The following is a 22,437-nucleotide window of genomic DNA, read 5'->3' as shown; positions in this document are numbered from 1 at the left end:
GTGGCCCGCATCGTCCTCAAGATCGACGTCGATACGCTGCGCGGCACGCGCGAAGGCGTGCCGAACCTCGGGCGTCTGCTCGACAAGTACAACGCCCGCGCGACGTTCCTCTTCAGCCTCGGACCCGATCACACGGGCTGGGCGCTGCGGCGCGTCTTCCGGCCCGGCTTCCTGCAGAAAGTGTCGCGCACGTCGGTGGTGGAGCACTACGGCATCAAGACGCTGATGTACGGCGTGCTGCTGCCGGGGCCGGACATCGGCCGGCGCGCGGTATCGGAGATGCGCGCGATCCACGAAGCCGGCTTCGAGTGCGGCATCCATACGTGGGACCACGTGTACTGGCAGGACAACGTGCGCTCGCGCGACCGCGCGTGGACCGTCGGCCAGATGCAGCAGAGTCACGCGCGCTTCGTCGAGATTTTCGGGGCGCCGCCCGTCACGCACGGCGCGGCCGGCTGGCAGATGAACGGTCATGCGTTCGAGCAGATCGACGCGTGGGGCATGCGGTATGCCTCCGATGGACGCGGACACACGCCGTACATTCCCGTGCTCGACGGCCGCGCGCTCGCTCACATTCAGATGCCGACCACGCTGCCGACGCTCGACGAAGTGCTCGGCGTCGACGGCGTCGACGAGCGCAACGTCGCCGCGCATGTCTTGCGTCATACGGCGAACAATCCGCACGATCAGGTGTTCACGCTGCACGCCGAACTCGAAGGGCAAAAACTCGCGCCGGTGTTCGAGCAGTTGCTTGCGGGCTGGCGCGCGCAGGGACACGGCTTCGCCACGATGGGCGACTATCATGCGACCCTGGACCGCGCGAGCTTGCCGTCTTATCCCGTGACGTGGGGCGAGATCCCGGGCCGCGCGGGCGAGCTGATCGTGCAGCCGGGCTGACGCGCCTCTCGAAGACCGCACGCGCCGCCAATCCAGAAGAAACACACGAGCCAACAACAGGAGAAACCTTCGTGCCAGTCGCAGTCGACCAGCCCGTTCCCGACTTCACCGCGCCCGCCACCGGCGGCGAGTTCACGCTTTCGAGCCTGCGCGGCACGAAAGTCGTGCTCTTCTTCTATCCGAAGGACAACACGCCGGGCTGCACCACGGAGAGCCTGCAATTTCGCGACCACTACGAGCAGTTCAAGGCCGCGGGCGCGGAAATCGTCGGCATCTCGCGTGACAGCGTGAAGTCGCACGACAACTTCAAGGCGAAGCTGGAACTGCCCTATACGCTCGTCTCCGATTCCGACGAAGCCATCTGCGCGCTTTTCGATGTCATCAAGATGAAGAAGATGTACGGCAAGGAAGTGCGCGGCATCGAGCGATCGACCTTTCTGCTCGACGCCGACGGCGTGCTGCGGCGCGAGTTTCGCGGCATCAAGGTGCCAGGGCACGTAGAGGCTATCGTCGAGGCTGTACAAGCCATTTGAGGCACGCTATATTGGTTCGCAATGAGCGCCTGTCCACCCCATTCCTCAAGCCTTTGCGCGAGCCGCCGTGCGCCTTTCGGCGCGGTCGGCATGGACCCGGGCTACGTGGAACGGGCACGGCGCAGGCGCTCTGAAAGAGAAGTCAGCCGCTGGTTCCGGTAGCCGGAACGGCGGCTTTTTTATTGGTGTCGCGCGTTTTCGCCGCTTGTGCGGCGCGCGCGACGCGACGGACGCAACCTCAAGGAGCAGATCGAAACCTAGGCGAACCGGCGTTTTCGACAACGAAGCGCGCCACCGGGCGCAAACTGCGGCACACGTAGCTTACGGGCGGACGAGCAGGATGCGACAGGCGGCGCACGATACACGACCCGATTCCTTTCGAGGGAACACCATGCCTTTGCCTACCGCCCCGGCCAAGCTCGGCCATCTCCTTCCGGCCGAAGAGTACAAGGCCAAAGCCCGGCCTTCGAAGCAGCCGAAGAAACAGGCTGCGGCGAGCGACGACGACGCGATCGGCTCCGTCGAGACCGTCGCAGCCGAGCGTCCTGCCGCCGCAAATTCCGCGAACGCCGCGAACATGCTGCGCTCCATCGCGAGCGACGTGCTGGCGCAGGCGCCGCAGGACGCATCGGCCGAGACGCCCGCCCCTGCCGCGCCCGCTGCGCGCGGCAGGCGCACGAAGCAGACCGCCGCACTGCTGCAACCGGTGCCGGCTGCGCGTCAGAACGACGAAGAAACGCGCGAAGAAGCCCGCCCCGCCAAACGCGAAGCGCGCAGCGACGCCCCCGCCGCCACGCCGGCCCCGAGCGCCGCGCCCGCCAACGACGCGCGCACGCAAAACAAACGCCGTCAGCGCGGCGCGGTGGAGGACGAATTGCGCAAGCTTTTCGTGCTCGACACCAATGTGCTGATGCACGATCCGAGCTCGCTCTTCCGCTTCGAGGAACACGACGTCTATCTGCCGATGATGACGTTGGAAGAACTCGACAATCACAAGAAAGGCATGTCGGAAGTCGCGCGCAATGCGCGTCAGGTGAGCCGCACGCTGGACGCGCTCGTTGCGCACGCGGGCCAGATGTCGGAGGGCATTCCGCTCGCCGCGCAGGGCAACCGCGACGCGCTCGGCCGCCTGTACTTCCAGACGACGCTGACCGATATCGAGCCGGTCGAAGGGCTGCCCGTCGGCAAGGCGGACAACCAGATTCTCGGCGTCGTGCGCGCGCTTCAGAAGGAGCGGCCGGATCGCCAGGTCGTGCTGGTGTCGAAAGACATCAACATGCGTATCAAGGCGCACGCGCTGGGGCTGCCCGCCGAGGACTACTTCAACGATCAGGTGCTGGAAGACAAGGACCTGCTCTATTCGGGCGTGCGCGCGCTGCCTCAGGACTTCTGGACGAAGCACGCGAAGGGCATGGAAAGCTGGCAGGACACGAAAACCGGCACCACGTATTACCGCGTGACCGGACCGCTCTGCTCGTCCATGCTCGTCAACGAGTTCGTCTATCTGGAGCCGCAAAACGGCGAGCCGTCGTTCCATGCGGTCGTGCGCGAACTGAACGGCAAGACTGCGCTGCTGCAAACGCTGCGCGACTACGGGCATCACAAGAACAACGTGTGGGGCATCACGGCGCGTAATCGCGAGCAGAATTTCGCGCTGAATCTGCTGATGAATCCGGAAGTCGATTTCGTCACGCTGCTCGGTCAGGCGGGCACCGGCAAGACGCTGATGGCGCTCGCCGCCGGCCTCGCGCAAGTGCTCGACGACAAGCGGTACAACGAGATCATCGTGACGCGCGCGACGGTGCCTGTGGGCGAGGACATCGGCTTTCTGCCGGGCACCGAGGAAGAGAAGATGCAGCCGTGGATGGGCGCGTTCGACGACAACCTTGAGGTCCTGCAGAAGACCGACGATGCGGCCGGCGAATGGGGCCGCGCGGCCACGCAGGAACTGATTCGCTCGCGCCTCAAAGTGAAGAGCATGAACTTCATGCGCGGGCGGACCTTCGTCGACAAGTACGTGATCATCGACGAAGCGCAGAACCTGACGCCCAAGCAGATGAAGACGCTCGTCACGCGCGCCGGTCCGGGCACGAAGATCGTGTGCCTCGGCAATATCGCGCAGATCGACACGCCTTATCTGACCGAAGGCAGTTCCGGGCTGACGTACGTGGTCGATCGCTTCAAGGGCTGGTCGCATAGCGGCCACGTGACGCTTGCGCGCGGCGAGCGTTCGCGGCTGGCGGACTACGCTTCCGACATCTTGTAACAACATCCACGTTTTGATAGGACGGCCCGGCGGAGCGATCCGCCGGGTTTTTTGTTGTCCGCGCGTTCCGCAGCTGCAACACTTATCGCACAATCTTAAAGTGGAACCTCACGATGTCTTGCCGCACGGCCGTGCGGCGGGCTAGTATCGGCGGACTGTCTGCTCTTCGGCGAGCGCGTTCGCCGGTCTTCTCATGCGTCGAATCTGGCTACCGCTTGTCGTGTCCGTCCTGCTTGCCGCGTGTGGAAGCGCGCCGCAGCAGGCGGCGCGCAAACCTGCGGTCTCGGCCAGCACGACGCCGCGCGCCTATAAGCCGCCGCCGGGCTTTCCAAATTTTGTCGACCACAGTGTCGGACGCGAAGAAATCTCCATTCAGGCGATGTCGCTCGTCGGCGTGCCCTACCGCTGGGGCGGCAACACGCCTGAGGCGGGCTTTGATTGCAGCGGGCTCGTGCGCTATGTCGTGGATCGCGCGGCGTCCGTGAATCTGCCGCGCACGACCGCCGAGATGAGCGGACGCGGCGAGTCCGTCGAGCCGGACGAAGTCGCGCCCGGCGATCTGATTTTCTTCAACACGACCGGGCGGCCGCATTCGCATGTTGGCATTTATGTGGGGAAGCTGCGTTTCGTGAACGCGCCGTCGACGGGCGGCACGGTGCGACTCGACTACCTGACGAATCCGTATTGGGCGAAGCGGTTCGATGGCATCCGCCGCGTCGCGCCGCCGAAGGCCGCGCCGACGCCGTTCGATGCGCCGACTTACTTGGCGTCGCCTGGGACGAGCGGGGATTGGGGTGAGGCGGGGGAGCGGTCGTCCACGGCGGTGGGCGCGGTGCAGCGGGAATCGTCGGGTGCGGTTTCGGCTTACGCGCGGCAAGCGCCTGGTCGTGTGGCTAGCGCAGACGCGTTTGAGCCGCCGGCCGCGTCGATTAGCGCCGCGCAGCGGCAATTGCCGGCTGCGGTTTCGGCTTACACGCGCCGATCTACCGCGACGGCAGCCAGCGCCGACGCCTTCGAGCCGCCGCCGGCATCGGTTAGCGCCGCGCGGCGGCAATCGTCGGCTTCGGCTTACGCGGGCCGAGTGCCCGCCGCTGCGGCCCGTGGGGACGCGTTCGAACCGCCGCCCGCATCATTGAGCGCCGCGCAGCGCCAATCGTCGGCTGGGACTTACTCGGGCGAATCGACTGCAACGGCAGCCAACGCGGACGCGTTCGAGCCGCCGCCGGCTTCGGTTAGCACCGCGCAGCGGCAATCGTCGGCGTCGGCTTACGCGGGCCGAGTGCCCGCCGCTGCGGCCCGTGGAGACGCCTTCGAACCACCGCCCGCATCGATCAGCGCCGCGCATCGCCAATCGTCCGCTTCGGCTTCGGCTTACGCCCGCCAAACGCCAACGGCAGCCGCCAACGCAGACGCCTTCGCACCGCCGCCCGCATCGATTAGCGCGGCGCAGCGCCAATCGTCGGCTTCGGCTTACGCGCGCCAGACGCCAACCGCAACCGCCGGCGCAGACGCCTTCGAACCACCGCCCGCATCGATCAGCGCCGCAGAGCGTCAGTCCCAGCGAGCCGGCGCGAGAACAGCCGCCTCCACGAGCGAAGCTCCCGATCCGATTCAGGCCGCCGCCGATGCCTACGAGCCTCCCCCGCCGCTGGCGCACGCCGCGCGACAACAAGCGCAGGCTGCGCACGCCGCCATGTCGCCCGAGACCGCCGAAGCACCAGTCCGCGTAATGCGGGCGTCCACGGGCTCGCTCGCCGCGCCTCGCGCCGCACCGAACGACGACCCCATCGCCCGGTTCGCTGCGGGCATCAACTGACGCGCCACCAAGCGCGTGAACGCTCCGAACCACACCCCGCGTCCCCGCTCTGCTATCGTGTCCGATACATCTCGACAGCGGCATCAAAGAACCGATAGGAGCGCAAGATCATGGATTTGGGACTGGCCGGCAAGATTGTGCTGATCACGGGCGGCAGCAAGGGAATCGGCTTTGCATGCGCGAAGGCGTTCGCGAGCGAAGGCGCGAAAGTCGCGATCGTCTCGCGCGATGCCGCGAATCTCGCCCGTGCCCGCGAACAGCTCGCCGCCGACGGTCATCACGTTCACCTCGCCCGCGCGGACCTGCACGAGGCGCACAGCGCGGAAGACGTCGTCGAAGAAGCGAGCGCGGCGCTCGGCCCCATCGATATCCTGATCAACAGCGCAGGCGCCGCTCGCCGCTACGATCCCGATACGCTCGACGCCGCCGCCTACAAAGCCGCGATGGACGCGAAGTACTTCTCGTACGTCTATCCGCAACAGGTCGTGCTCAAGCGCATGGCCGAACGCCTGCGCAACGATCCCGGCGCGGAGCCGGGCGCGATCGTGAACATCGTGGGCATGGGCGGCAAGATTGCGACGGACATCCATATCGCGGGCGGCGCGGCCAACGCGGCGCTGATGCTCAACACCGTCGGCCTCGCGCATCACTACGCGAAGCTCGGCATTCGCATCAACGCGATCAATCCGGGCGCGACGCTCACCGAGCGCGTCGAGGAAGCCCTGCAACTGGAGGCACAGCGGCAAGGCGTCACGCGCGATCAGGTGCTTGCCGAGAGTCAGGCCAAAGTGCCGCTCGGGCGCTACGCAAAACCGGAGGAAATCGCCGACGTCGCCCTCTTTCTGGCGAGCCGCCGCGCGAGTTATGTGTCGGGCGCGATCGTCCCGATGGACGGGGTGTCGTCGCCGATTATCTGATGCGCCGCGGCCCGCGTTCTCACGCGGGCCGCAGGCCAAACGCACTGCTTACAGGAAGCGGTGTCCGAGCCACCAGCCTGCGGCGGCGAGCGCCGACGAAGCCGGAATCGTCAGAATCCACGCCCACACGATGTTGCCCGCGACGCCCCAGCGCACCGCGCTGAACTTCTGCGTCGCGCCAACGCCCACGATCGCGCCGGTGATCGTGTGCGTCGTCGAAACCGGGATGCCCAGGAACGACGCGACGAAAAGCGTGATCGCCCCGCCCGTCTCCGCGCAGAAGCCGCCTACCGGCTTGAGCTTCGTGATCTTCTGGCCCATCGTGCGTACGATGCGCCATCCGCCGAACAGCGTGCCGAGGCCCATCGACAGATAACACAGCCCGATGACCCAGATGGGCGGCGCGTCCGAGCCGACGGAGGCGTAGCCCGTCGCGATCAGCAGCATCCAGATGATGCCGATGGTCTTTTGCGCGTCGTTGCCGCCGTGTCCGAGCGAATACAGCCCCGCCGAAACGAGTTGCAGCCGCCGAAAACGCCGGTCCACCTTCGATGGCGGCGTGCGGAAATACAGCCACGACACGAGCAGCATGAAGAACGAGCCGAGGACGAAGCCGAGCAGCGGCGAGATAAAGATGAACGCGACGGTCTTCAGTAGTCCGTCCCAGTTGAGCGAGCCCCAGCCGGACTTGGCGAGCGCCGCGCCCACCAGCCCGCCGATCAGCGCATGCGACGAACTCGACGGAATGCCGTACACCCACGTGACGATGTTCCAGCCGATCGCGCCGACGAGCGCCCCGAAGATGACGTAGTGATCGACGATATCCGGGTCGATCGTTCCCTTGCCGACGGTCGCGGCGACCTTCAGGTGGAAGATGAAATACGCAATGACGTTGAACGCGGCCGCGAACGCGACGGCTTGCTGCGGCTTGAGCACGCCGGTCGAAACGACCGTCGCGATGGAGTTGGCGGCGTCGTGGAAGCCGTTCATGAAGTCGAACACGAGTGCGACTATGACGAGCGTGGCGACTGCCCAGATAGCGAGTTGAATCGAATGCATCAGTTGGTGTTGTTTTGACCGGCGCTGCACGGCAAACCGGTCTGTGTCGTCATCGCCCGCCGCGCGAGCTGCCCTGCGCGAGCGGGCTCGGGCGGCATGATCAGGCGTTTTCCAGCACGATGCCTTCGATGATGTTGGCGACGTCCTCGCACTTGTCGGTGATCGTCTCCAGAAGCTCGTAGATCGCCTTGAGCTTGATGAGCGTCTTCACGTCGTCTTCCTCGCGAAAGAGCTTCGACATCGCCGAGCGCAGCACGCGGTCCGCGTCCGACTCCAGGCGGTCGATTTCTTCGCAGATTTTCAGGATTTCGCTCGCGCGCTTCATGTCTTCGAGCAGACCCACGGCCTGCTGCACGCGCAGACAGGTGGCCGTGCAGATATGCGCGAGCTGGCTCGCCTCTGATGTCACCGCGCGTACATCGTAAAGCGAAATGGCGGTGGCGACGTCCTCCATGAGATCGAGGATGTCGTCCATCGTGGTGATGAGCTTGTGGATTTCGTCGCGATCGAGCGGCGTGATGAACGTCTTGTGCAACAGATCGATGGTTTCGTGCGTGAGCTTGTCAGCACGCTTTTCGTTCGTCTGGACGTTCTGCTTGTGGACCTCGGCTTCGTCGAGGTTATCGATCAGCAGTTCGAGCTCGCGGCTGGCATCGACCATGCATTTCGCGTGCGCGTTGAAAATCTCGAAGAATTTGCCCTCGGTGGGCATGAAACGACCGAACATGAAAGTCCCGATAGATGGGTCAATGAGGCTGACATCAAACCGACATATTGTACCTGTGCGCAGCAGCCGGCGCACCGCGCTCGGACGCCGCGCGCTCGCTGACACCAGCAGGCTTGACAGGGCTGCGCTAAAAAGGGCTATTCGCCGCCGTAGAAACTCTGGACGCCGGCGAAGTTGTCGAACTTCGTGTATTGGCCGTGGAATGTCAGGCGAACCGGCCCGATAGGACCGTTACGCTGCTTGCCGATGATGATTTCCGCCGTGCCCTTGTCCGGGCTGTCCGGGTTGTAGACTTCATCGCGGTAGATGAAGAGGATCACGTCCGCGTCCTGCTCGATTGCACCGGATTCGCGCAGGTCGGACATGATTGGGCGCTTGTTCGGACGCTGCTCCAAACCGCGATTGAGCTGCGAGAGCGCGATCACCGGCACGTCCAGCTCCTTCGCGAGCCCCTTCAGCGAGCGCGAGATTTCGGAAATTTCGGTCGCGCGGTTTTCGCCGCCGCCGGAGCCGGACATCAGCTGCAAATAGTCGACGATGATCAGCCCGAGCTTGCCGCACTGGCGCGACAGGCGCCGCGCCCGCGAGCGCAGTTCCATCGGATTGAGACCACCGGTTTCGTCGATGAAAAGCTGCGCCTCGCTCATTTTCTGCACCGCGTGCGTGAGCTTCGGCCAGTCTTCGTCGGTCAGGCGGCCCGTGCGCATCCGGTGCTGATCCAGCCGTCCGACCGAACCGAGCATACGCATGGTCAGTTGCGTGCCGGGCATTTCCATCGAAAAGACCGCGACAGGCAGCCCGTACTCCACGGCCACGTATTCGCCGATGTTCATCGAAAACGCCGTCTTACCCATCGACGGACGCCCCGCCACGATGATCAGCTCGCCGCCGTGCATGCCCGACGTCATGCGGTCGAGGTCGACGAAGCCGGTCGGCGTGCCGGTGACATCGCTCGGATTGGCCGTGTGATAAAGCGTGTCGATGCGCTCGACCACCTGCGTCAGCAGCGGACCGATTTCGAGAAAGCCTTGCGTGCCGCGCGCACCGTCTTCGGCGATGGAGAACACGCGCGCTTCCGCTTCGTCCAGAATCTGCCGGACTTCCTTGCCTTGCGGATTGAATGCGTCGGCGGAAATCTCGTCGGCCACCGATACGAGACGGCGCAGCACCGCGCGGTCGCGCACGATTTCGGCGTAGCGGCGGATGTTCGCCGCGCTCGGCGTGTTCTGCGCGAGCGCGTTCAGGTACGCGAGACCGCCGACTTCCTCGGCCTTGCCGGCCATCGTGAGGGCTTCGTAGACCGTGATCACGTCGGCGGGCCGCGTCGACGCGATCAGCTTGCCGATGTGCTCGTAAATGATGCGATGGTCGTAGCGATAGAAGTCGCTCTGCGACATGACATCGGCGATGCGGTCCCATGCCGCGTTGTCCAGCAGCAAGCCGCCGATCACCGATTGCTCGGCTTCGATCGAATGCGGCGGGACCTTCAGCGCGTCGAGTTGCGGATCTTTGGACGGTGCGTTCATGGGGTGGAATTATCGACGAAATCGGGTAGGCGGTGTATTGATCGGACAAACAAAAAAGGCAGGAACCCGCGAAGGTTCCTGCCCTTTCTTACTGCTCGCGGAGCCTGAACTCCGCGTGAAACTTAGGCGTGTTCGCCGAGCACCGACACGGTGACGTCGACGAGGACGTCCGTGTGCAGCGCCACTTGAACCGGATGGTCGCCGACCGTCTTCAGCGGGCCTTGCGGCAGACGCACTTGCGCCTTTTCCACTTCCGCGAAGCCTTGCGACTTCAGGGCTTCAGCGATGTCCGCGTTCGTGACCGAGCCGAACAGACGGCCGTCCACGCCAGCCTTCTGCGAGATCTGAACCGTGAAGCCGTTCAGCTTGTCGCCTTGTGCCTGCGCTGCCGCCAGCTTTTCAGCGGCGTTCTTTTCGAGTTCGGCGCGGCGAACTTCGAATTCGGCGATGGCGTCCTTGGTCGCGCGGCGAGCCTTCTTGCCGGGGATCAGGAAGTTACGTGCGTAGCCGTCCTTGACGCGGACGATGTCGCCCAGGTTGCCCAGATTGACGACTTTTTCCAAAAGAATGATTTGCATTTTTGGCTATTCCCTATGCGTCGTCTGATTAGGCCTTGTGCAGGTCGGTGTACGGCAGGAGCGCGAGGAAACGCGCACGCTTGATTGCCGTGTCGAGCTGGCGCTGATAGTGCGCCTTCGTGCCAGTCAGACGAGCCGGCGTGATCTTGCCGTTTTCGCCGATGAAGTCCTTCAGCGTTTCCGTGTCCTTGTAGTCGATGTACTCGACGCCGGCTGCCGTGAAACGGCAGAACTTCTTGCGCTTGAAGAGCGGGTTTTGTTGCTGACGACGCTTGTCGAATTTCTTACCAGTCGGGCGGGGCATGTTCAGTCCTTTCCAATGTCCTGCAATTCTGTGATGTGAAACACCAGGGTTCGGGAATTACGGCCTTTTTTCGCCAGAAAGCCGGTGAAGCGCGTTTCGACGCCCATCGGACAGCTTTCCAGCCTGCCGCTCGCTTCTCCGGCGGCGACGGCGGGCAGTGTCAGCTCGATCTTCCGGGCGATGCCCGCTTCGACGACTTCTGCCGCGTGTTGCAACGTGCAGCTTGCGATCGGAATGCCGGCGGGCGTGTATCGCACCGGTTCGCGTTCCACGACGCTCGCTGTCAGTTGCAGCCGGTTCACGAGTAAGTTTCGGTTCCCTGGTGGCTTGACAGTGTTGAACTGTCCTTAAGCCTGCGCTTCGGACGGCTGGCTGGCCGCCTTCTTGGCTTCTTCGCGCTGCACTTCCTTCATCATCGGCGACGGGCCGGTTTCGGCCTTCTTCATCTTGACGATGAGGTGGCGCAGAACGGCGTCGTTGAACTTGAACGCGTGTTCCAGTTCTTCGAGCGTCGCCTGGTCGCATTCGATGTTCATGCAGACGTAGTGAGCCTTCGCGAGTTTCTCGATCATGTAGGCCAGTTGGCGGCGGCCCCAGTCTTCGATACGGTGGATCTGGCCACCGTGCGACGTGATCGTGCTCTTGTAACGCTCGATCATCGCGGGCACTTGCTCGCTTTGATCGGGATGCACGATAAAGACGATTTCGTAATGACGCATGTTCACTCCTTGTGTGACTTTTGGATATAAGCCGCCCGGGCGTCGGACCGGTGCGGCAAGTGAGAAGCCAGCGAGTATATACCGCTTGGCCGTCAGACAGCAAGCCAAACCGGAGTTTTCCGACTGACTTTCGCCGTTTTTTCAATCATTTAGCGCGCGTGCGGCTGTTTCCCGATGCGTTTCGCCGGGCGGTTCGACCGGACGGCTCCAATAACCCGGCTGCGCGTAGATTTCCTTCAGATAATCAATGAAGTAGCGCACGCGCGCCGGCACGTAGCGTTGCTGCGGGTAGACGGCGAGGATGTCGTAGTCGGGCAGTTCGTATTCGTCCAGCACGGTTTCGAGTTCGCCCGCCGCCAGTTGCCGCTGAATCTCCCACGTCGAGCGCCAGCCGAGCCCGAGCCCTTCGGACACCCAGCGGTGCAGCAGTTCGCCGTCGTTGCAGTCGAGATTGCCGCTCACGCGCACAGTCGCGAGCTTGCCGTTGCGCCGGAAGTACCAGCCGCGGTTCTGCCCGCCCTGCAGGTTGAACGCGAGACAGTTGTGATTCGGGAGATCGTCGAGCGATCTCGGCTTGCCGTGCTTGCGAAAATACGCGGGCGTGCCGCAGACCACGCGCCGGTTGCTCGCCAGTTTCACAGCGACGAAGTTGGGATCGACCGTTCCGCCGATGCGAATCGACAGATCGTAGCCCTCGCGCACCAGATCCACGACGCGGTCGGTCAGATTGAACGACATCTGCAATTCGGGCTTGTCCTTGACGAACGCCGGCGCGTGCGGCGCGACGTGCATGCGCCCGAATGCCGCCGGCGCCGACACGATCAGATGCCCGCCGACCGCGCGCCGGCCCGCCGCGAGCTCGTTTTCCGCCTGATCCCACTCGGCGAGCAGATTCTTGCAGCGGTCGAGAAATGCCGCGCCCTCTTCGCTGACGACGAGCCGCCGCGTCGAGCGATACATCAGCTTGACGCCGAGGCGCTTCTCCAGCGCGTCGATGCGTCGCCCCAGGATGACCGGCGACACGCCCTCCTCCAGCGCCGCCGCCGCGAGACTGCCGGCTTCCGCCACGCGCACGAACGTCTCTATCTGCTTGAAGCGGTCCATCTTCGTCTCCATCCGCGAAGCCGCGCGTTACGTGAATTCGAAACTTTTTGTTTGGGAAAAAACGACTCCGACTGATCTTATCAAACCTTTTTCACAATCTTAAAGTGCGATGGAACCCTGCTTCGATGCAGACAGCGATAAACGAATAGAGACTGAAGGAAGGAGACAATCATGGCCAAGATGAGAGCCGTCGACGCAGCCGTCCTCGTGCTGGAAAAGGAAGGTATCGACACCGCGTTCGGCGTGCCGGGCGCCGCCATCAACCCGTTCTACTCGGCGATGAAGAAGTCGGGCGGCATCAGCCACGTGCTCGCGCGCCACGTCGAAGGCGCATCGCATATGGCCGAAGGGTATACGCGCGCCGCGCCCGGCAACATCGGGGTATGCATCGGCACATCGGGGCCGGCGGGCACGGACATGATCACGGGCCTTTACTCGGCCCAAGCGGATTCGATTCCGATTCTCGCCATCACCGGGCAGGCGCCGCGCGCGCGGCTGTACAAGGAAGACTTCCAGGCGGTCGACATCGAGTCGATTGCCAAGCCCGTCACCAAGTGGGCCGTGACCGTGCGCGAACCGGCGCTCGTGCCGCGCGTGTTCCAGCAGGCGTTCCATCTGATGCGCTCGGGCCGCCCCGGTCCCGTGCTGGTCGACTTGCCGATCGACGTGCAACTCGCCGAGATCGAATTCGACATCGACACGTACGAGCCGCTGCCGGTGTACAAGCCGAAGGCGACGCGCGCGCAGATCGAAAAGGCGCTGGCGATGCTCAACGACGCCGAGAAGCCGCTCATCGTCTCCGGCGGCGGCGTGCTGAACGCGGCGGCGGAAGACCTGCTCGTGCAGTTCGCGGAAACGCTGGGCGTGCCCGTCATTCCGACGCTCATGTCCTGGGGCGCGATTCCCGACGATCATCCGCTCATGGCCGGCATGGTCGGCTTGCAGACGTCGCATCGCTACGGCAACGCGACGATGCTCGCGTCGGACTTCGTGCTCGGCATCGGCAATCGCTGGGCGAACCGCCACACGGGCAGCGTCGAGGTCTACACGAAGGGCCGCAAGTTCGTGCACGTCGATATCGAGCCGACGCAAATCGGGCGCGTTTTCGGACCGGACCTCGGCATCGTGTCGGATGCGAAGGCGGCGCTCGAACTGTTCGTCGAAGTGGCGAAGGAATGGAAGGCCGCGGGCCGGCTTAAGGATCGCGGCGCGTGGGTCGCAGACTGCCAGCAGCGCAAGCGCACGATGCTGCGCAAGACGCACTTCGACAACGTGCCGATGAAGCCGCAGCGCGTCTACGAAGAGATGAACCTCGCGTTCGACCGCGATACCTGCTTCGTGACGACGATCGGTCTGTCGCAGATCGCCGGCGCGCAGTTCCTGCACGTGTTCAAGGCGCGCAACTGGATCAACTGCGGTCAGGCCGGCCCGCTCGGCTGGACGATTCCCGCCGCGCTCGGCGTGCGTGCGGCGGACCCGCAGCGCAAGATCGTCGCGCTCTCGGGCGACTATGACTTCCAGTTCATGATCGAAGAGCTCGCGGTCGGCGCGCAATTCAAGCTGCCCTACGTGCACGTGGTCGTGAACAACTCGTATCTCGGCCTGATCCGTCAGGCGCAGCGCGGCTTCGACATGGACTACTGCGTGCAGCTCGCGTTCGACAACATCAACGCGCCGGAACTGGAAGGCTACGGCGTGGATCACGTCGCGGTGGCAGAAGGTCTCGGCTGCAAGGCGCTGCGCGTGCACAAGCCCGAAGACGTCGCCGGTGCGCTCAAGCAGGCCCAAGCGCTCGCGGCGGAGCATCAGGTGCCGGTCGTCGTCGAGATGATTCTCGAACGCGTGACCAACATCGCGATGGGCACCGAGATCGACGCCATCAACGAATTCGAGGAACTCGCCGAGACCCGTGCCGACGCGCCGACCGCCGTCACGCCGCTCGACTGAAGCATCAGCTAACGACTCACTGACCGACCATCAGGAAAAAAACAATGCCAAAATTTGCCGCAAATCTGACGATGCTTTTCAACGAAGTCCCGTTCCTCGACCGCTTCGCGGCGGCGGCGAATGCGGGCTTCGAGGCAGTCGAATTTTTGTTCCCGTATCCGTTTTCGATCAACGATCTGAAAGCGCGCGTGCAGGACAACGGCCTGCAAATCGTCTTGCATAACCTGCCCGCCGGTAATTGGGAAGCGGGCGAGCGCGGAATCGCGTGTCTGCCGGACCGCGTCGCCGAGTTTCGAGACGGCGTGCCGCGCGCGATCGAGTATGCGAAGGCGCTGAATGTGCCGCAACTGAACTGCCTCGTCGGCATTCCGACGGCGGGCGTCTCGGCGCAACAGGCGCGCGAAACGATCATCGAGAATCTTCGCTTCGCCGCCGATGCACTGAAGCAGGAAGGCATCCGGCTGCTCGTCGAACCGTGCAACTCGTACGACATTCCCGGCTTTGCGCTGAACCGTTCGCACGAAGGGCTCGACGTGATTCGCGCGGTCGGTTCCGACAATCTCTTCCTGCAGTACGACATCTATCACATGCAGCGCATGGAAGGCGAGCTGGCCGCGACCATCAAGAAGAACCTGCCGTCGATCGCGCACATTCAACTGGCCGACAACCCCGGCCGCAACGAGCCCGGCACCGGCGAAATCAACTACGCGTTTCTGTTCGACCTGCTCGATTCGATCGGCTATGACGGCTGGATCGGTTGCGAGTACAAGCCGCTCGCGGGCACCGAAGCGGGCCTCGGCTGGCTTCGCTCGATTGTATCGGACAAGGCGCGCGCCGCTGCGTGAACACAGCACACAAAGGAGGAGCACACAGTATGGCAACGATCGGTTTCATCGGCCTCGGCATCATGGGCGCGCATATGGCGCGCAACCTCATCAAGGGCGGTCACGCGCTCGTCGTGAACGGCAAGTATCCGGTGCCGGACGATATCCGTGCGCACACGAAAGTCGTCGCGGACTCGACGGCAGTCGCGCAGGCAAGCGAGATCGTCATCACGATGGTGCCGGACACGCCCGATGTCGCCAACGTATTGTTCGCCGATGACGGCGTGGCCAACGGCTTGAGCCAGGGCAAGCTCGTGATCGACATGAGTTCGATCAATCCGCTCGACACGCAGGACTTCGCGAAGCAGATCAACGCGCTCGGCTGCGATTACCTCGATGCGCCCGTGTCCGGCGGCGAAGTCGGCGCGCGCGAAGCGACGCTCACGATCATGGTCGGCGGTCCGGAGAAGTCGTTCAACATCGCCAAGCCGCTCTTCGAACTGATGGGCAAGAACATTTCGCATATCGGCGATAACGGCGCGGGCCAGACGTGCAAGGTCGCGAATCAGATCATCGTGGCGCTGAATATCGAAGCGGTCGCCGAAGCGTTGTTATTCGCGGCGCGTTCCGGCGCGGACCCGGAGCGTGTGCGCAAGGCGCTGATGGGCGGTTTCGCGGCATCGCGCATTCTCGAATTGCACGGCGAACGCATGACCAAGCGCACGTTCAACCCCGGCTTCCGGATCGAACTGCATCAGAAGGACCTGAATCTGGCGCTCGACGGCGCGCGCAAGATGGGCCTCGCCCTGCCTCACACCGCGAGCGCGCAGCAGTTGTTCAGCGTGTGCGCGGCCAATGGCGGTAAAGCGTGGGATCACTCGGCGCTCGTGCGCGCGCTGGAGATCATGTCGAACTTCCAGGTGGCGGAAGAACCGCAGCAAGCCAAGGCTGCCGCGTAAGCTCGCACCTGAACCGTGGGGCGTCCCGCGTATGGGCACGCGGGACAAATGCCGCTCTGGGCTGAGGGCGGCAAGTGGGGTCCGAGAGCGGCATCCGGCGGCGCGCCGGGTTAGCCTTGGTCGGTCAGACGGTTTGCCGTCGGGTGTCCGCGTCGGATTTGACGTTCAGTAGGTATCGAACAGGCGTTGCATCGCCGTTGCGTTTTTCACGCCGGCAGACAACGCCAGCGCGAGCAACACGCGCGCCTTGTACGGATTCAGCGTGCCCGCGCTCACCGTGCCGAGCGCATCGTCGCAGGCCGCGCCGTTGCGCATCACATGTCCCGACCCGACGCGCGATGCCCGCACCACCGCGACGCCCGCCTTCAACGCATCGCTGACGGCTTCCGTGATGCTCGCATGCATCGAGCCGTTGCCCGTCCCCGCGACCACGATCCCCTTCACGCCCGCCGCGACGAGCGCATCGACTGCCACGCGCGAAGCGCCTGCATAGCTTGCGACGATCTCGACCACCGGCCAGTGTTGCGCCACCGAGAATTCGCTTGCCGTCGTATGCGGCTTCAACACCGCGCGCTGGAATTCCACGCGCCCGTCCTGCACGAAACCGAGCACGCCTGTTTCGGGCGAGCGGAACGCATCGACGGCATAGGTGCTCGTCTTCGTCACATCGCGGGCGCTGTGAATCTGGTTATTGAACGCGACGAGAACGCCCCGCCCCGCTGCTTGTTCCGAAGCCGCGACCGTCAACGCGTTCAGCAGATTCAGCGGGCCGTCGGCGGAAAGCGCGGTCGATGGCCGCATGGCGGCCGTCAGCACGATCGGCTTCGCGCTCTTCACCGTGAGATGCAGCAGATACGCCGTTTCTTCCAGCGTGTCCGTGCCATGCGTGATGACGATCCCGTCGATATCGTCCTGCGCGGCGAGTTGATCGATGCGCGTGGCGAGCGTCGTCCATAGCGCAAGGCTCATATCCTTGCTGTCGATGCTCGCGATCTGTTCAGCATGGATCCGCGCGACGGAAGCGAGCGCAGGCACGGCCTCCAGCAGCTTGTCGACGCCGACGACGCCTGCCTGATAACCGGCCGTGGAAGAAGCATCGCCGGCCTGTCCGGCAATCGTGCCGCCCGTTGCAAGGACGGCGACGCGAGGAAGAGTCTGTGTGTTCATGCCGGCGATTGTAAATCAGCCGGCACGCGTGCTTCAGGCTGCTTCGCGCAGTTGCGCGGCGATCTGCGCTTCTTCGAGTTGCGGCGCGAACATTTCGATGAGCCGGTACGCGTAAGCGCGCAGGAACGCGCCTTTGCGCAAGCCGACGCGCGTGGTGCTCGCCTCGAAAAGATGCTGCGTATCGAGCGCGACGAGTTCGGTGTCGCGCTTCGCGTCATAGGCCATCGCCGCGACGATGCCGATGCCCATGCCCAATTCGACATACGTCTTGATCACGTCCGCGTCGATGGCGGTGAGCACGATATCGGGCATCGCGCCCGCGCTCGTGAAGGCTTGGTCGATGTGCGAACGTCCCGTGAAGTCCTGATCGTAAGTGACGATCGGATATTCGGCGATCTGCTCCAGCGTGATGTCGTGACGCCCGACGAGCGGATGATCTTTCGGCACGACCACCGTGTGATGCCACGAATAGCACGGAAACGTGACGATGTCGGGATAGCGGTCGAGTGCTTCCGTCGAGATGCCGATATCGGCTTCGCCGTTCACGATCATCTGTGCGATCTGTTGCGGACTGCCCTGCCGCAGCGCGAGATGCACCTTCGGGAATACTTCGGTGAACTGACGGATTACCTTCGGCAGCGCATAGCGAGCCTGCGTGTGCGTCGTGGCGACGACGAGATGCCCGTTGTCCTGATCCGCGAACTGGCGCGCGACGCGGCGCAGGTTCTCGGCATCGAGCAGCATCCGTTCGATCAGCTGATGCACCTGCTTGCCCGGCTCCGTGAGACCCGTCAGCCGCTTGCCGCGACGAATGAAGATATCGACGCCGAGTTCGTCTTCGAGATCCTTGATCTGCTTCGACACGCCCGACTGCGACGTATACAGCACGTTCGCCACTTCCGTCAGGTTCATGTTCTGACGCACGGCCTCGCGCACGAAGCGCAGTTGCTGGAAGTTCATGGTCCGCCTCTCTTGTCTTGCTGCCGTTTTATGAATGTCTCATTGCGCCGGAAAGACGCGCAGCGCGCGCGGCACGGCGCGCACGCCATCGCCGATATCGAGCTTCAGCGCGCGCCAGGCTTCGCGGTCCAGTTCGGCTTCGAGCACGCCGCCCGCGTCGCCTTGCAGTTCCACACGCACTGAACCGCCGAGCGTCACCACGCGCCGCACGCCGACCACGATGCCGTCGCGATGCGCCAAGCCCTCGGCATCGTCGGCGCGGTACAGCGCGAGGTCATGCGGCCGCACATAAGCGAGCGCGCGACCGCTGAAATGCGCCTGCGCGGCGATGGCTTGCGCCGCGCCATCGGCGACGAAACCGCCGGCATCGACATGTCCCTGAAGGCGGTTCGCCGCGCCGAGGAACTCGTACACGAACGATGTCTGCGGATGATCGTACACATCCTGCGGGCTGCCGACCTGTTCCACGCGCCCATGATTCATCACGACAATGCGATCCGCCACTTCGAGCGCCTCTTCCTGATCGTGCGTGACGAAAAGCGTCGAGATATGCAGGTCGTCGTGCAGGCGGCGCAGCCAGCTACGCAGTTCCTTGCGCACCTTCGCGTCGAGCGCGCCGAACGGCTCGTCGAGCAGCAGCACTTTCGGTTCGACGGCGAGTGCGCGCGCGAGCGCAATGCGTTGCCGTTGTCCGCCCGACAGCTCCGAAGGAAATCGCTGCGCGAGCCAGTCGAGTTGCACGAGCTTCAGCAATTCATGCACTTTCTCGCGGATGACCGCGTCCGAGGGACGCTCGCGGCGCGGCTTCACGCGCAGCCCGAACGCGACATTCTCGAACACGGTCATGTGCCTGAAGAGCGCGTAATGCTGGAAGACGAAGCCAACTTGCCGGTCGCGTGCGCCGACTTGCGCCACGTCCTCGCCGTTCAGCACGACCTGGCCGGCATCGGCATATTCGAGGCCCGCGATCACGCGCAGCAACGTGGTCTTGCCGCATCCCGACGGCCCGAGCAGCGCGACGAGTTCGCCCGCGGGAAAGTCGAGCGAGACGTTGTCGAGCGCCGTGAAATCGCCGAAACGCTTTTGCAGATTGCGAACGATGATGCTCATGATTTTTCGTGTCCCTTAGTTCTTTGCGCCGCTATCGGCGAGCGTTCGCGACATGCGCCGTTCCGCGACGAGCTTCAAGCCGAGCGTCACGAGCGCGAGCAACGCGAGCAGCGAGGCCACCGCGAAGGCGGCCGAGAAGTTGTATTCGTTGTAGAGGATCTCGACGTGCAGCGGCATGGTGTCGGTTTGTCCGCGAATATGGCCCGATACGACCGACACCGCGCCGAATTCGCCCATCGCGCGCGCGTTGCAGAGAATCACGCCGTACAGCAGGCCCCACTTCACGTTCGGCAATGTCACGCGACGAAAGATCTGCCAGCCCGAGGCGCCGAGCACGTGCGCGGCTTCTTCCTCGTCGTTGCCTTGCGCCTGCATCAGCGGAATCAGCTCGCGCGCGACGAACGGAAACGTCACGAAGATGGTCGCGAGCACGATGCCCGGCACCGCGAAGATGATCTGGACGTCATGCGCCGCGAGCCACGGACCGAACCAGCCCTGCGCGCCGAACATCAAGACGTAGATCAGGCCGGAAATCACGGGTGAAACGGAAAACGGCAAGTCGATGAGCGTGGTCAGCAGCGCCTTGCCGCGAAACTCGAACTTCGCGATGGCCCACGACGCCGCGAGCCCGAACACGACATTGAGCGGCACGGCAATCGCCGCCGTCATCAGCGTGAGCTTGATGGCGGACCATGCGTCCGGGTCCTTCAGCGACTCGAAGTAATAGTCGATGCCCTTGGCGAACGCCTGCGCGAACACCGCGACGAGCGGCACCACGAGAAAGAGCGCGAGGAAAAGGAGCGCGATGCCCGTGAGCAGCCAGCGCACCGCGCGGGACTCCGTCACCGGATCGAGAGTGCGCGCGTCGCGCGGCGCGGCGGTGTTGATCGCGATGGCTTTGGTGTCGGGCGTGCTCATGCGTGGCTCCCTTGCGCGGAAGCGACGTGCGCAGCGTGCGCGGGGATGGCGCCCGTGCGGCTCGTGCGCCGTTGCAGGAACCATTGCAGCGTGTTGATGAGCAGCAGCATCAGAAAGGACACGCACAGCATGACGACAGCGAGCGCGGTCGCGCCTGCATAGTCGTATTGTTCGAGCTTCGTGATGATGAGAAGCGACGTGATTTCCGATTTCATCGGCACGTTGCCCGCGATGAAAATCACCGAGCCATATTCGCCGAGCGCACGCGCAAAAGCGAGCGCGAAGCCAGTCAGAAGCGCGGGAAAGAGCGACGGCAAGACGACGCGGCGAAACGTCAGCCAGCGCGTCGCGCCGAGGCACGCGGCGGCTTCTTCCTGCTCGCGCTCAAAGTCCTCCAGCACCGGCTGCACCGTTCGGACCACGAACGGCAAGCCGATGAAGGTCAGCGCGACCAGCACGCCCAGCGGCGTGAACGCAACCTTGATGCCGAGCGGCGCGAGATATTGCCCGATCCAGCCATTGCCCGCGTACACGGCCGCGAGCGAGATGCCCGCGACGGACGTCGGCAGCGCGAACGGAAGATCGACGATGGCATCGACGATGCGTTTCATCGGAAACGTATAGCGCACGAGCACCCACGCGACGAGAAAGCCGAATACCGCGTTGATGAGCGCCCCGCCGAGCGCCGCGCTGAAGGTCAGCCGATACGACGCCAGCACGCGCGGCGCTGTCACCGCGCGCACGAACTGCGTCCAGTCGAGCGTCGCCGTCTTCGCGAACGTGGCGGCAAGCGGAATGAGCACCACGAGGCTCAAATACGCGAGCGTGATGCCGAGCGTCAGGCCGAAGCCCGGTAGCGCGCTCGGCTTGCGCAGAGTGAAAGTCGTCATCCTTGCTTTCGTCCTGTTCCAGTGCGCCGGGGAGCGCGTGTCATCGAATGCTTGTGTGACCGGCGGCGTCATGGCGCGCCGCTTCGGTTTGCTTACGTTTTGCGCTTATTGCGGCTGATAGATCGAATCGAACACACCGCCATCGGCGAAATGCCTCTTCTGCGCCTTGGCCCAGCCGCCGAAGGTGTCGTCGATGGTATAGAGCTTGATCTTCGGGAACTGCTTCGTGAGGTCGGCAGGCACCTTGTCCGAGCGCGGACGATAGAAGTTGCGCGCGGCGATCTGCTGGCCTTCGTCGCTATACAGATATTTCAGGTACGCGTCGGCGAGCTTGCGCGTGCCGTGCTTGTCGACCACCTTGTCCACCACGGCGACGGGCGGCTCGGCCAGGATGCTCGCCGACGGCACCACGATCTCGAACTTCTCGGGTCCGAACTCCTTCAGCGAGAGAAACGCCTCGTTCTCCCACGCGATCAGCACATCGCCCTGGCCGCGCTGCACGAAGCTCGTCGTGGCTCCCCGTGCGCCGGAGTCGAGCACGCCCGCGTTCTTGTACAGCTTCGCGACGAAGTCCTTCGCGGTCTGCTCGTTGCCGCCCGGCTTGTGCTGCGCGTAGGCCCATGCGGCGAGATAGTTCCAGCGCGCCCCGCCCGAGGTTTTCGGGTTCGGCGTCACGATCGAAACGCCCGGCTTCGCGAGATCGTCCCAGTCCTTGATGTGCTTCGGGTTGCCCTTGCGCACGAGAAACACGATCGTCGACGTGTACGGCGAGGCGTTGTCGGGCAGACGCTTTTGCCAGTCGGCGGCGACGAGTCCCTTGCCCGCGAGCGCGTCGATGTCGTAGGCGAGCGCGAGTGTCACGACGTCGGCCTGCAAGCCGTCGAGCACCGCGCGCGCCTGTCCGCCCGAGCCGCCGTGCGACTGTTTGAACGTGACGGTTTCGCCCGTCTGCGCTTTCCACTTCTTGGCGAACGCCTGGTTGAAGTCCTGATACAACTCGCGCGTCGGGTCGTACGACACATTCAGAAACGATGTCTGGGCTTGCGTCGGCGCGCTCGTCGCGGCGAGTGCGCCGATGCCGGCAGCCGTCAGCGCGAGCGCCGTCAAGGCCCTTCGTAAGCTGGTCCCCAATCCCGCCTTGATGCTTTGCATTCCCCGTTCTCCGTCTTATCCAATTGACGGAATCAGTCTATCGACGCTCCTATATGAATAGAAA

At 64.0% G+C, this 22,437-nt stretch carries 21 protein-coding genes and 1 pseudogene; 8 read left to right on the top strand and 14 right to left on the bottom strand.

What is annotated here, in order from left to right; translation table 11 throughout:
- From GV035_RS16435 to GV035_RS16415, 5 genes and pseudogenes are all read left to right on the top strand, one after another.
- Window positions 1-897, top strand: coding sequence for a polysaccharide deacetylase family protein (locus GV035_RS16435; protein ID WP_159836087.1), 897 nt, complete (start codon window positions 1-3; stop codon window positions 895-897).
- Between the two features lie 71 nt (window positions 898-968).
- Window positions 969-1,430, top strand: coding sequence for a peroxiredoxin (locus GV035_RS16430; protein WP_159836086.1), 462 nt, complete (start codon window positions 969-971; stop codon window positions 1,428-1,430).
- Between the two features lie 391 nt (window positions 1,431-1,821).
- Complete coding sequence (locus tag GV035_RS16425) at window positions 1,822-3,696, top strand: PhoH family protein (RefSeq protein WP_159836085.1); 1,875 nt, start codon at window positions 1,822-1,824, stop codon at window positions 3,694-3,696.
- A gap of 193 nt (window positions 3,697-3,889) precedes the next feature.
- Window positions 3,890-4,951, top strand: a pseudogene (locus GV035_RS16420) (NlpC/P60 family protein); the annotation flags it as partial.
- A gap of 671 nt (window positions 4,952-5,622) precedes the next feature.
- Window positions 5,623-6,429, top strand: a complete 807-nt coding sequence (locus GV035_RS16415; RefSeq protein WP_159836084.1) for an SDR family oxidoreductase — start codon at window positions 5,623-5,625, stop codon at window positions 6,427-6,429.
- Between the two features lie 48 nt (window positions 6,430-6,477).
- Here the strand turns inward: GV035_RS16415 and GV035_RS16410 are convergent, their stop codons facing one another.
- The 8 genes from GV035_RS16410 to GV035_RS16375 all read right to left on the bottom strand — a co-directional run bounded on the left by GV035_RS16410 (window position 6,478) and on the right by GV035_RS16375 (window position 12,446).
- On the bottom strand, window positions 6,478-7,488 hold the full coding sequence (locus tag GV035_RS16410) for an inorganic phosphate transporter (RefSeq protein ID WP_159836083.1): 1,011 nt from the start codon (window positions 7,486-7,488) through the stop codon (window positions 6,478-6,480).
- Between the two features lie 100 nt (window positions 7,489-7,588).
- Window positions 7,589-8,215, bottom strand: a complete 627-nt coding sequence (locus GV035_RS16405; protein ID WP_159836082.1) for a DUF47 domain-containing protein — start codon at window positions 8,213-8,215, stop codon at window positions 7,589-7,591.
- A 137-nt stretch (window positions 8,216-8,352) separates the two neighbouring features.
- Window positions 8,353-9,741: a replicative DNA helicase gene (locus GV035_RS16400; protein WP_159836081.1), complete on the bottom strand. Its 1,389-nt coding sequence runs from the start codon at window positions 9,739-9,741 to the stop codon at window positions 8,353-8,355.
- A gap of 122 nt (window positions 9,742-9,863) precedes the next feature.
- The gene (rplI, locus tag GV035_RS16395) at window positions 9,864-10,319 is read right to left on the bottom strand and encodes a 50S ribosomal protein L9 (RefSeq protein ID WP_159836080.1); all 456 of its coding nucleotides are present in this window, start codon (window positions 10,317-10,319) and stop codon (window positions 9,864-9,866) included.
- A gap of 28 nt (window positions 10,320-10,347) precedes the next feature.
- On the bottom strand, window positions 10,348-10,623 hold the full coding sequence (gene rpsR / locus GV035_RS16390) for a 30S ribosomal protein S18 (RefSeq protein WP_007000150.1): 276 nt from the start codon (window positions 10,621-10,623) through the stop codon (window positions 10,348-10,350).
- A 2-nt stretch (window positions 10,624-10,625) separates the two neighbouring features.
- Window positions 10,626-10,925: a primosomal replication protein N gene (gene priB / locus GV035_RS16385; protein ID WP_159836079.1), complete on the bottom strand. Its 300-nt coding sequence runs from the start codon at window positions 10,923-10,925 to the stop codon at window positions 10,626-10,628.
- Between the two features lie 45 nt (window positions 10,926-10,970).
- Window positions 10,971-11,342: a 30S ribosomal protein S6 gene (gene rpsF, locus GV035_RS16380; RefSeq protein WP_061117413.1), complete on the bottom strand. Its 372-nt coding sequence runs from the start codon at window positions 11,340-11,342 to the stop codon at window positions 10,971-10,973.
- Window positions 11,343-11,483: 141 nt separating this feature from the next.
- The gene (locus tag GV035_RS16375; protein WP_159836078.1) at window positions 11,484-12,446 is read right to left on the bottom strand and encodes a LysR family transcriptional regulator; all 963 of its coding nucleotides are present in this window, start codon (window positions 12,444-12,446) and stop codon (window positions 11,484-11,486) included.
- A 171-nt stretch (window positions 12,447-12,617) separates the two neighbouring features.
- Here GV035_RS16375 and gcl point away from each other — a divergent pair, with 171 nt between their 5' ends.
- Genes gcl through GV035_RS16360 form a run of 3 tightly spaced genes read left to right on the top strand, consistent with a single transcriptional unit; the run spans window position 12,618 to window position 16,176 of the window.
- Window positions 12,618-14,393: a glyoxylate carboligase gene (gcl, locus tag GV035_RS16370; RefSeq protein ID WP_159836077.1), complete on the top strand. Its 1,776-nt coding sequence runs from the start codon at window positions 12,618-12,620 to the stop codon at window positions 14,391-14,393.
- A gap of 44 nt (window positions 14,394-14,437) precedes the next feature.
- The gene (hyi, locus tag GV035_RS16365; protein ID WP_159836076.1) at window positions 14,438-15,238 is read left to right on the top strand and encodes a hydroxypyruvate isomerase; all 801 of its coding nucleotides are present in this window, start codon (window positions 14,438-14,440) and stop codon (window positions 15,236-15,238) included.
- 29 nt (window positions 15,239-15,267) lie between these two features.
- Complete coding sequence (locus GV035_RS16360) at window positions 15,268-16,176, top strand: 2-hydroxy-3-oxopropionate reductase (protein WP_159836075.1); 909 nt, start codon at window positions 15,268-15,270, stop codon at window positions 16,174-16,176.
- A gap of 165 nt (window positions 16,177-16,341) precedes the next feature.
- Here GV035_RS16360 and GV035_RS16355 read toward each other — a convergent pair whose 3' ends face one another.
- The 6 genes from GV035_RS16355 to GV035_RS16330 all read right to left on the bottom strand — a co-directional run bounded on the left by GV035_RS16355 (window position 16,342) and on the right by GV035_RS16330 (window position 22,373).
- Window positions 16,342-17,343 (bottom strand): asparaginase, encoded by a 1,002-nt coding sequence (locus GV035_RS16355; protein WP_159836074.1) that lies wholly within the window; start codon window positions 17,341-17,343, stop codon window positions 16,342-16,344.
- Window positions 17,344-17,376: 33 nt separating this feature from the next.
- Window positions 17,377-18,303: a CysB family HTH-type transcriptional regulator gene (locus tag GV035_RS16350; protein ID WP_159836073.1), complete on the bottom strand. Its 927-nt coding sequence runs from the start codon at window positions 18,301-18,303 to the stop codon at window positions 17,377-17,379.
- A 39-nt stretch (window positions 18,304-18,342) separates the two neighbouring features.
- Complete coding sequence (locus tag GV035_RS16345) at window positions 18,343-19,413, bottom strand: sulfate/molybdate ABC transporter ATP-binding protein (protein WP_159836072.1); 1,071 nt, start codon at window positions 19,411-19,413, stop codon at window positions 18,343-18,345.
- Window positions 19,414-19,428: 15 nt separating this feature from the next.
- Window positions 19,429-20,331, bottom strand: coding sequence for a sulfate ABC transporter permease subunit CysW (gene cysW / locus GV035_RS16340; RefSeq protein ID WP_159836071.1), 903 nt, complete (start codon window positions 20,329-20,331; stop codon window positions 19,429-19,431).
- Complete coding sequence (gene cysT / locus GV035_RS16335; RefSeq protein ID WP_159836070.1) at window positions 20,328-21,221, bottom strand: sulfate ABC transporter permease subunit CysT; 894 nt, start codon at window positions 21,219-21,221, stop codon at window positions 20,328-20,330. Before cysT ends, cysW begins: the two co-directional genes overlap by 4 nt.
- Before the next feature lie 105 nt (window positions 21,222-21,326).
- Window positions 21,327-22,373, bottom strand: a complete 1,047-nt coding sequence (locus GV035_RS16330; RefSeq protein ID WP_159836069.1) for a sulfate ABC transporter substrate-binding protein — start codon at window positions 22,371-22,373, stop codon at window positions 21,327-21,329.
- Window positions 22,374-22,437: the final 64 nt, after the last annotated feature.

The sequence above is a fragment of the Burkholderia sp. 8Y genome, assembly GCF_902506145.1.
Classification (GTDB): Bacteria; Pseudomonadota; Gammaproteobacteria; order Burkholderiales; family Burkholderiaceae; genus Caballeronia.
This window is presented reverse-complemented; position numbering and strand designations above follow the sequence as displayed.

Bases quoted from the DNA above. Each gene is read 5' to 3' on its own strand.
- GV035_RS16425 (WP_159836085.1), top strand. From the start codon at position 1,822: ATGCCTTTGCCTACCGCCCCGGCCAAGCTCGGCCATCTCCTTCCGGCC.
- GV035_RS16415 (WP_159836084.1), top strand. From the start codon at position 5,623: ATGGATTTGGGACTGGCCGGCAAGATTGTGCTGATCACGGGCGGCAGC.
- GV035_RS16410 (WP_159836083.1), bottom strand. From the start codon at position 7,488: ATGCATTCGATTCAACTCGCTATCTGGGCAGTCGCCACGCTCGTCATA.
- GV035_RS16405 (WP_159836082.1), bottom strand. From the start codon at position 8,215: ATGTTCGGTCGTTTCATGCCCACCGAGGGCAAATTCTTCGAGATTTTC.
- GV035_RS16400 (WP_159836081.1), bottom strand. From the start codon at position 9,741: ATGAACGCACCGTCCAAAGATCCGCAACTCGACGCGCTGAAGGTCCCG.
- rplI (WP_159836080.1), bottom strand. From the start codon at position 10,319: ATGCAAATCATTCTTTTGGAAAAAGTCGTCAATCTGGGCAACCTGGGC.
- rpsR (WP_007000150.1), bottom strand. From the start codon at position 10,623: ATGCCCCGCCCGACTGGTAAGAAATTCGACAAGCGTCGTCAGCAACAA.
- rpsF (WP_061117413.1), bottom strand. From the start codon at position 11,342: ATGCGTCATTACGAAATCGTCTTTATCGTGCATCCCGATCAAAGCGAG.
- GV035_RS16375 (WP_159836078.1), bottom strand. From the start codon at position 12,446: ATGGACCGCTTCAAGCAGATAGAGACGTTCGTGCGCGTGGCGGAAGCC.
- gcl (WP_159836077.1), top strand. From the start codon at position 12,618: ATGGCCAAGATGAGAGCCGTCGACGCAGCCGTCCTCGTGCTGGAAAAG.
- hyi (WP_159836076.1), top strand. From the start codon at position 14,438: ATGCCAAAATTTGCCGCAAATCTGACGATGCTTTTCAACGAAGTCCCG.
- GV035_RS16360 (WP_159836075.1), top strand. From the start codon at position 15,268: ATGGCAACGATCGGTTTCATCGGCCTCGGCATCATGGGCGCGCATATG.
- GV035_RS16355 (WP_159836074.1), bottom strand. From the start codon at position 17,343: ATGAACACACAGACTCTTCCTCGCGTCGCCGTCCTTGCAACGGGCGGC.
- GV035_RS16350 (WP_159836073.1), bottom strand. From the start codon at position 18,303: ATGAACTTCCAGCAACTGCGCTTCGTGCGCGAGGCCGTGCGTCAGAAC.
- GV035_RS16345 (WP_159836072.1), bottom strand. From the start codon at position 19,413: ATGAGCATCATCGTTCGCAATCTGCAAAAGCGTTTCGGCGATTTCACG.
- cysW (WP_159836071.1), bottom strand. From the start codon at position 20,331: ATGAGCACGCCCGACACCAAAGCCATCGCGATCAACACCGCCGCGCCG.
- cysT (WP_159836070.1), bottom strand. From the start codon at position 21,221: ATGACGACTTTCACTCTGCGCAAGCCGAGCGCGCTACCGGGCTTCGGC.
- GV035_RS16330 (WP_159836069.1), bottom strand. From the start codon at position 22,373: ATGCAAAGCATCAAGGCGGGATTGGGGACCAGCTTACGAAGGGCCTTG.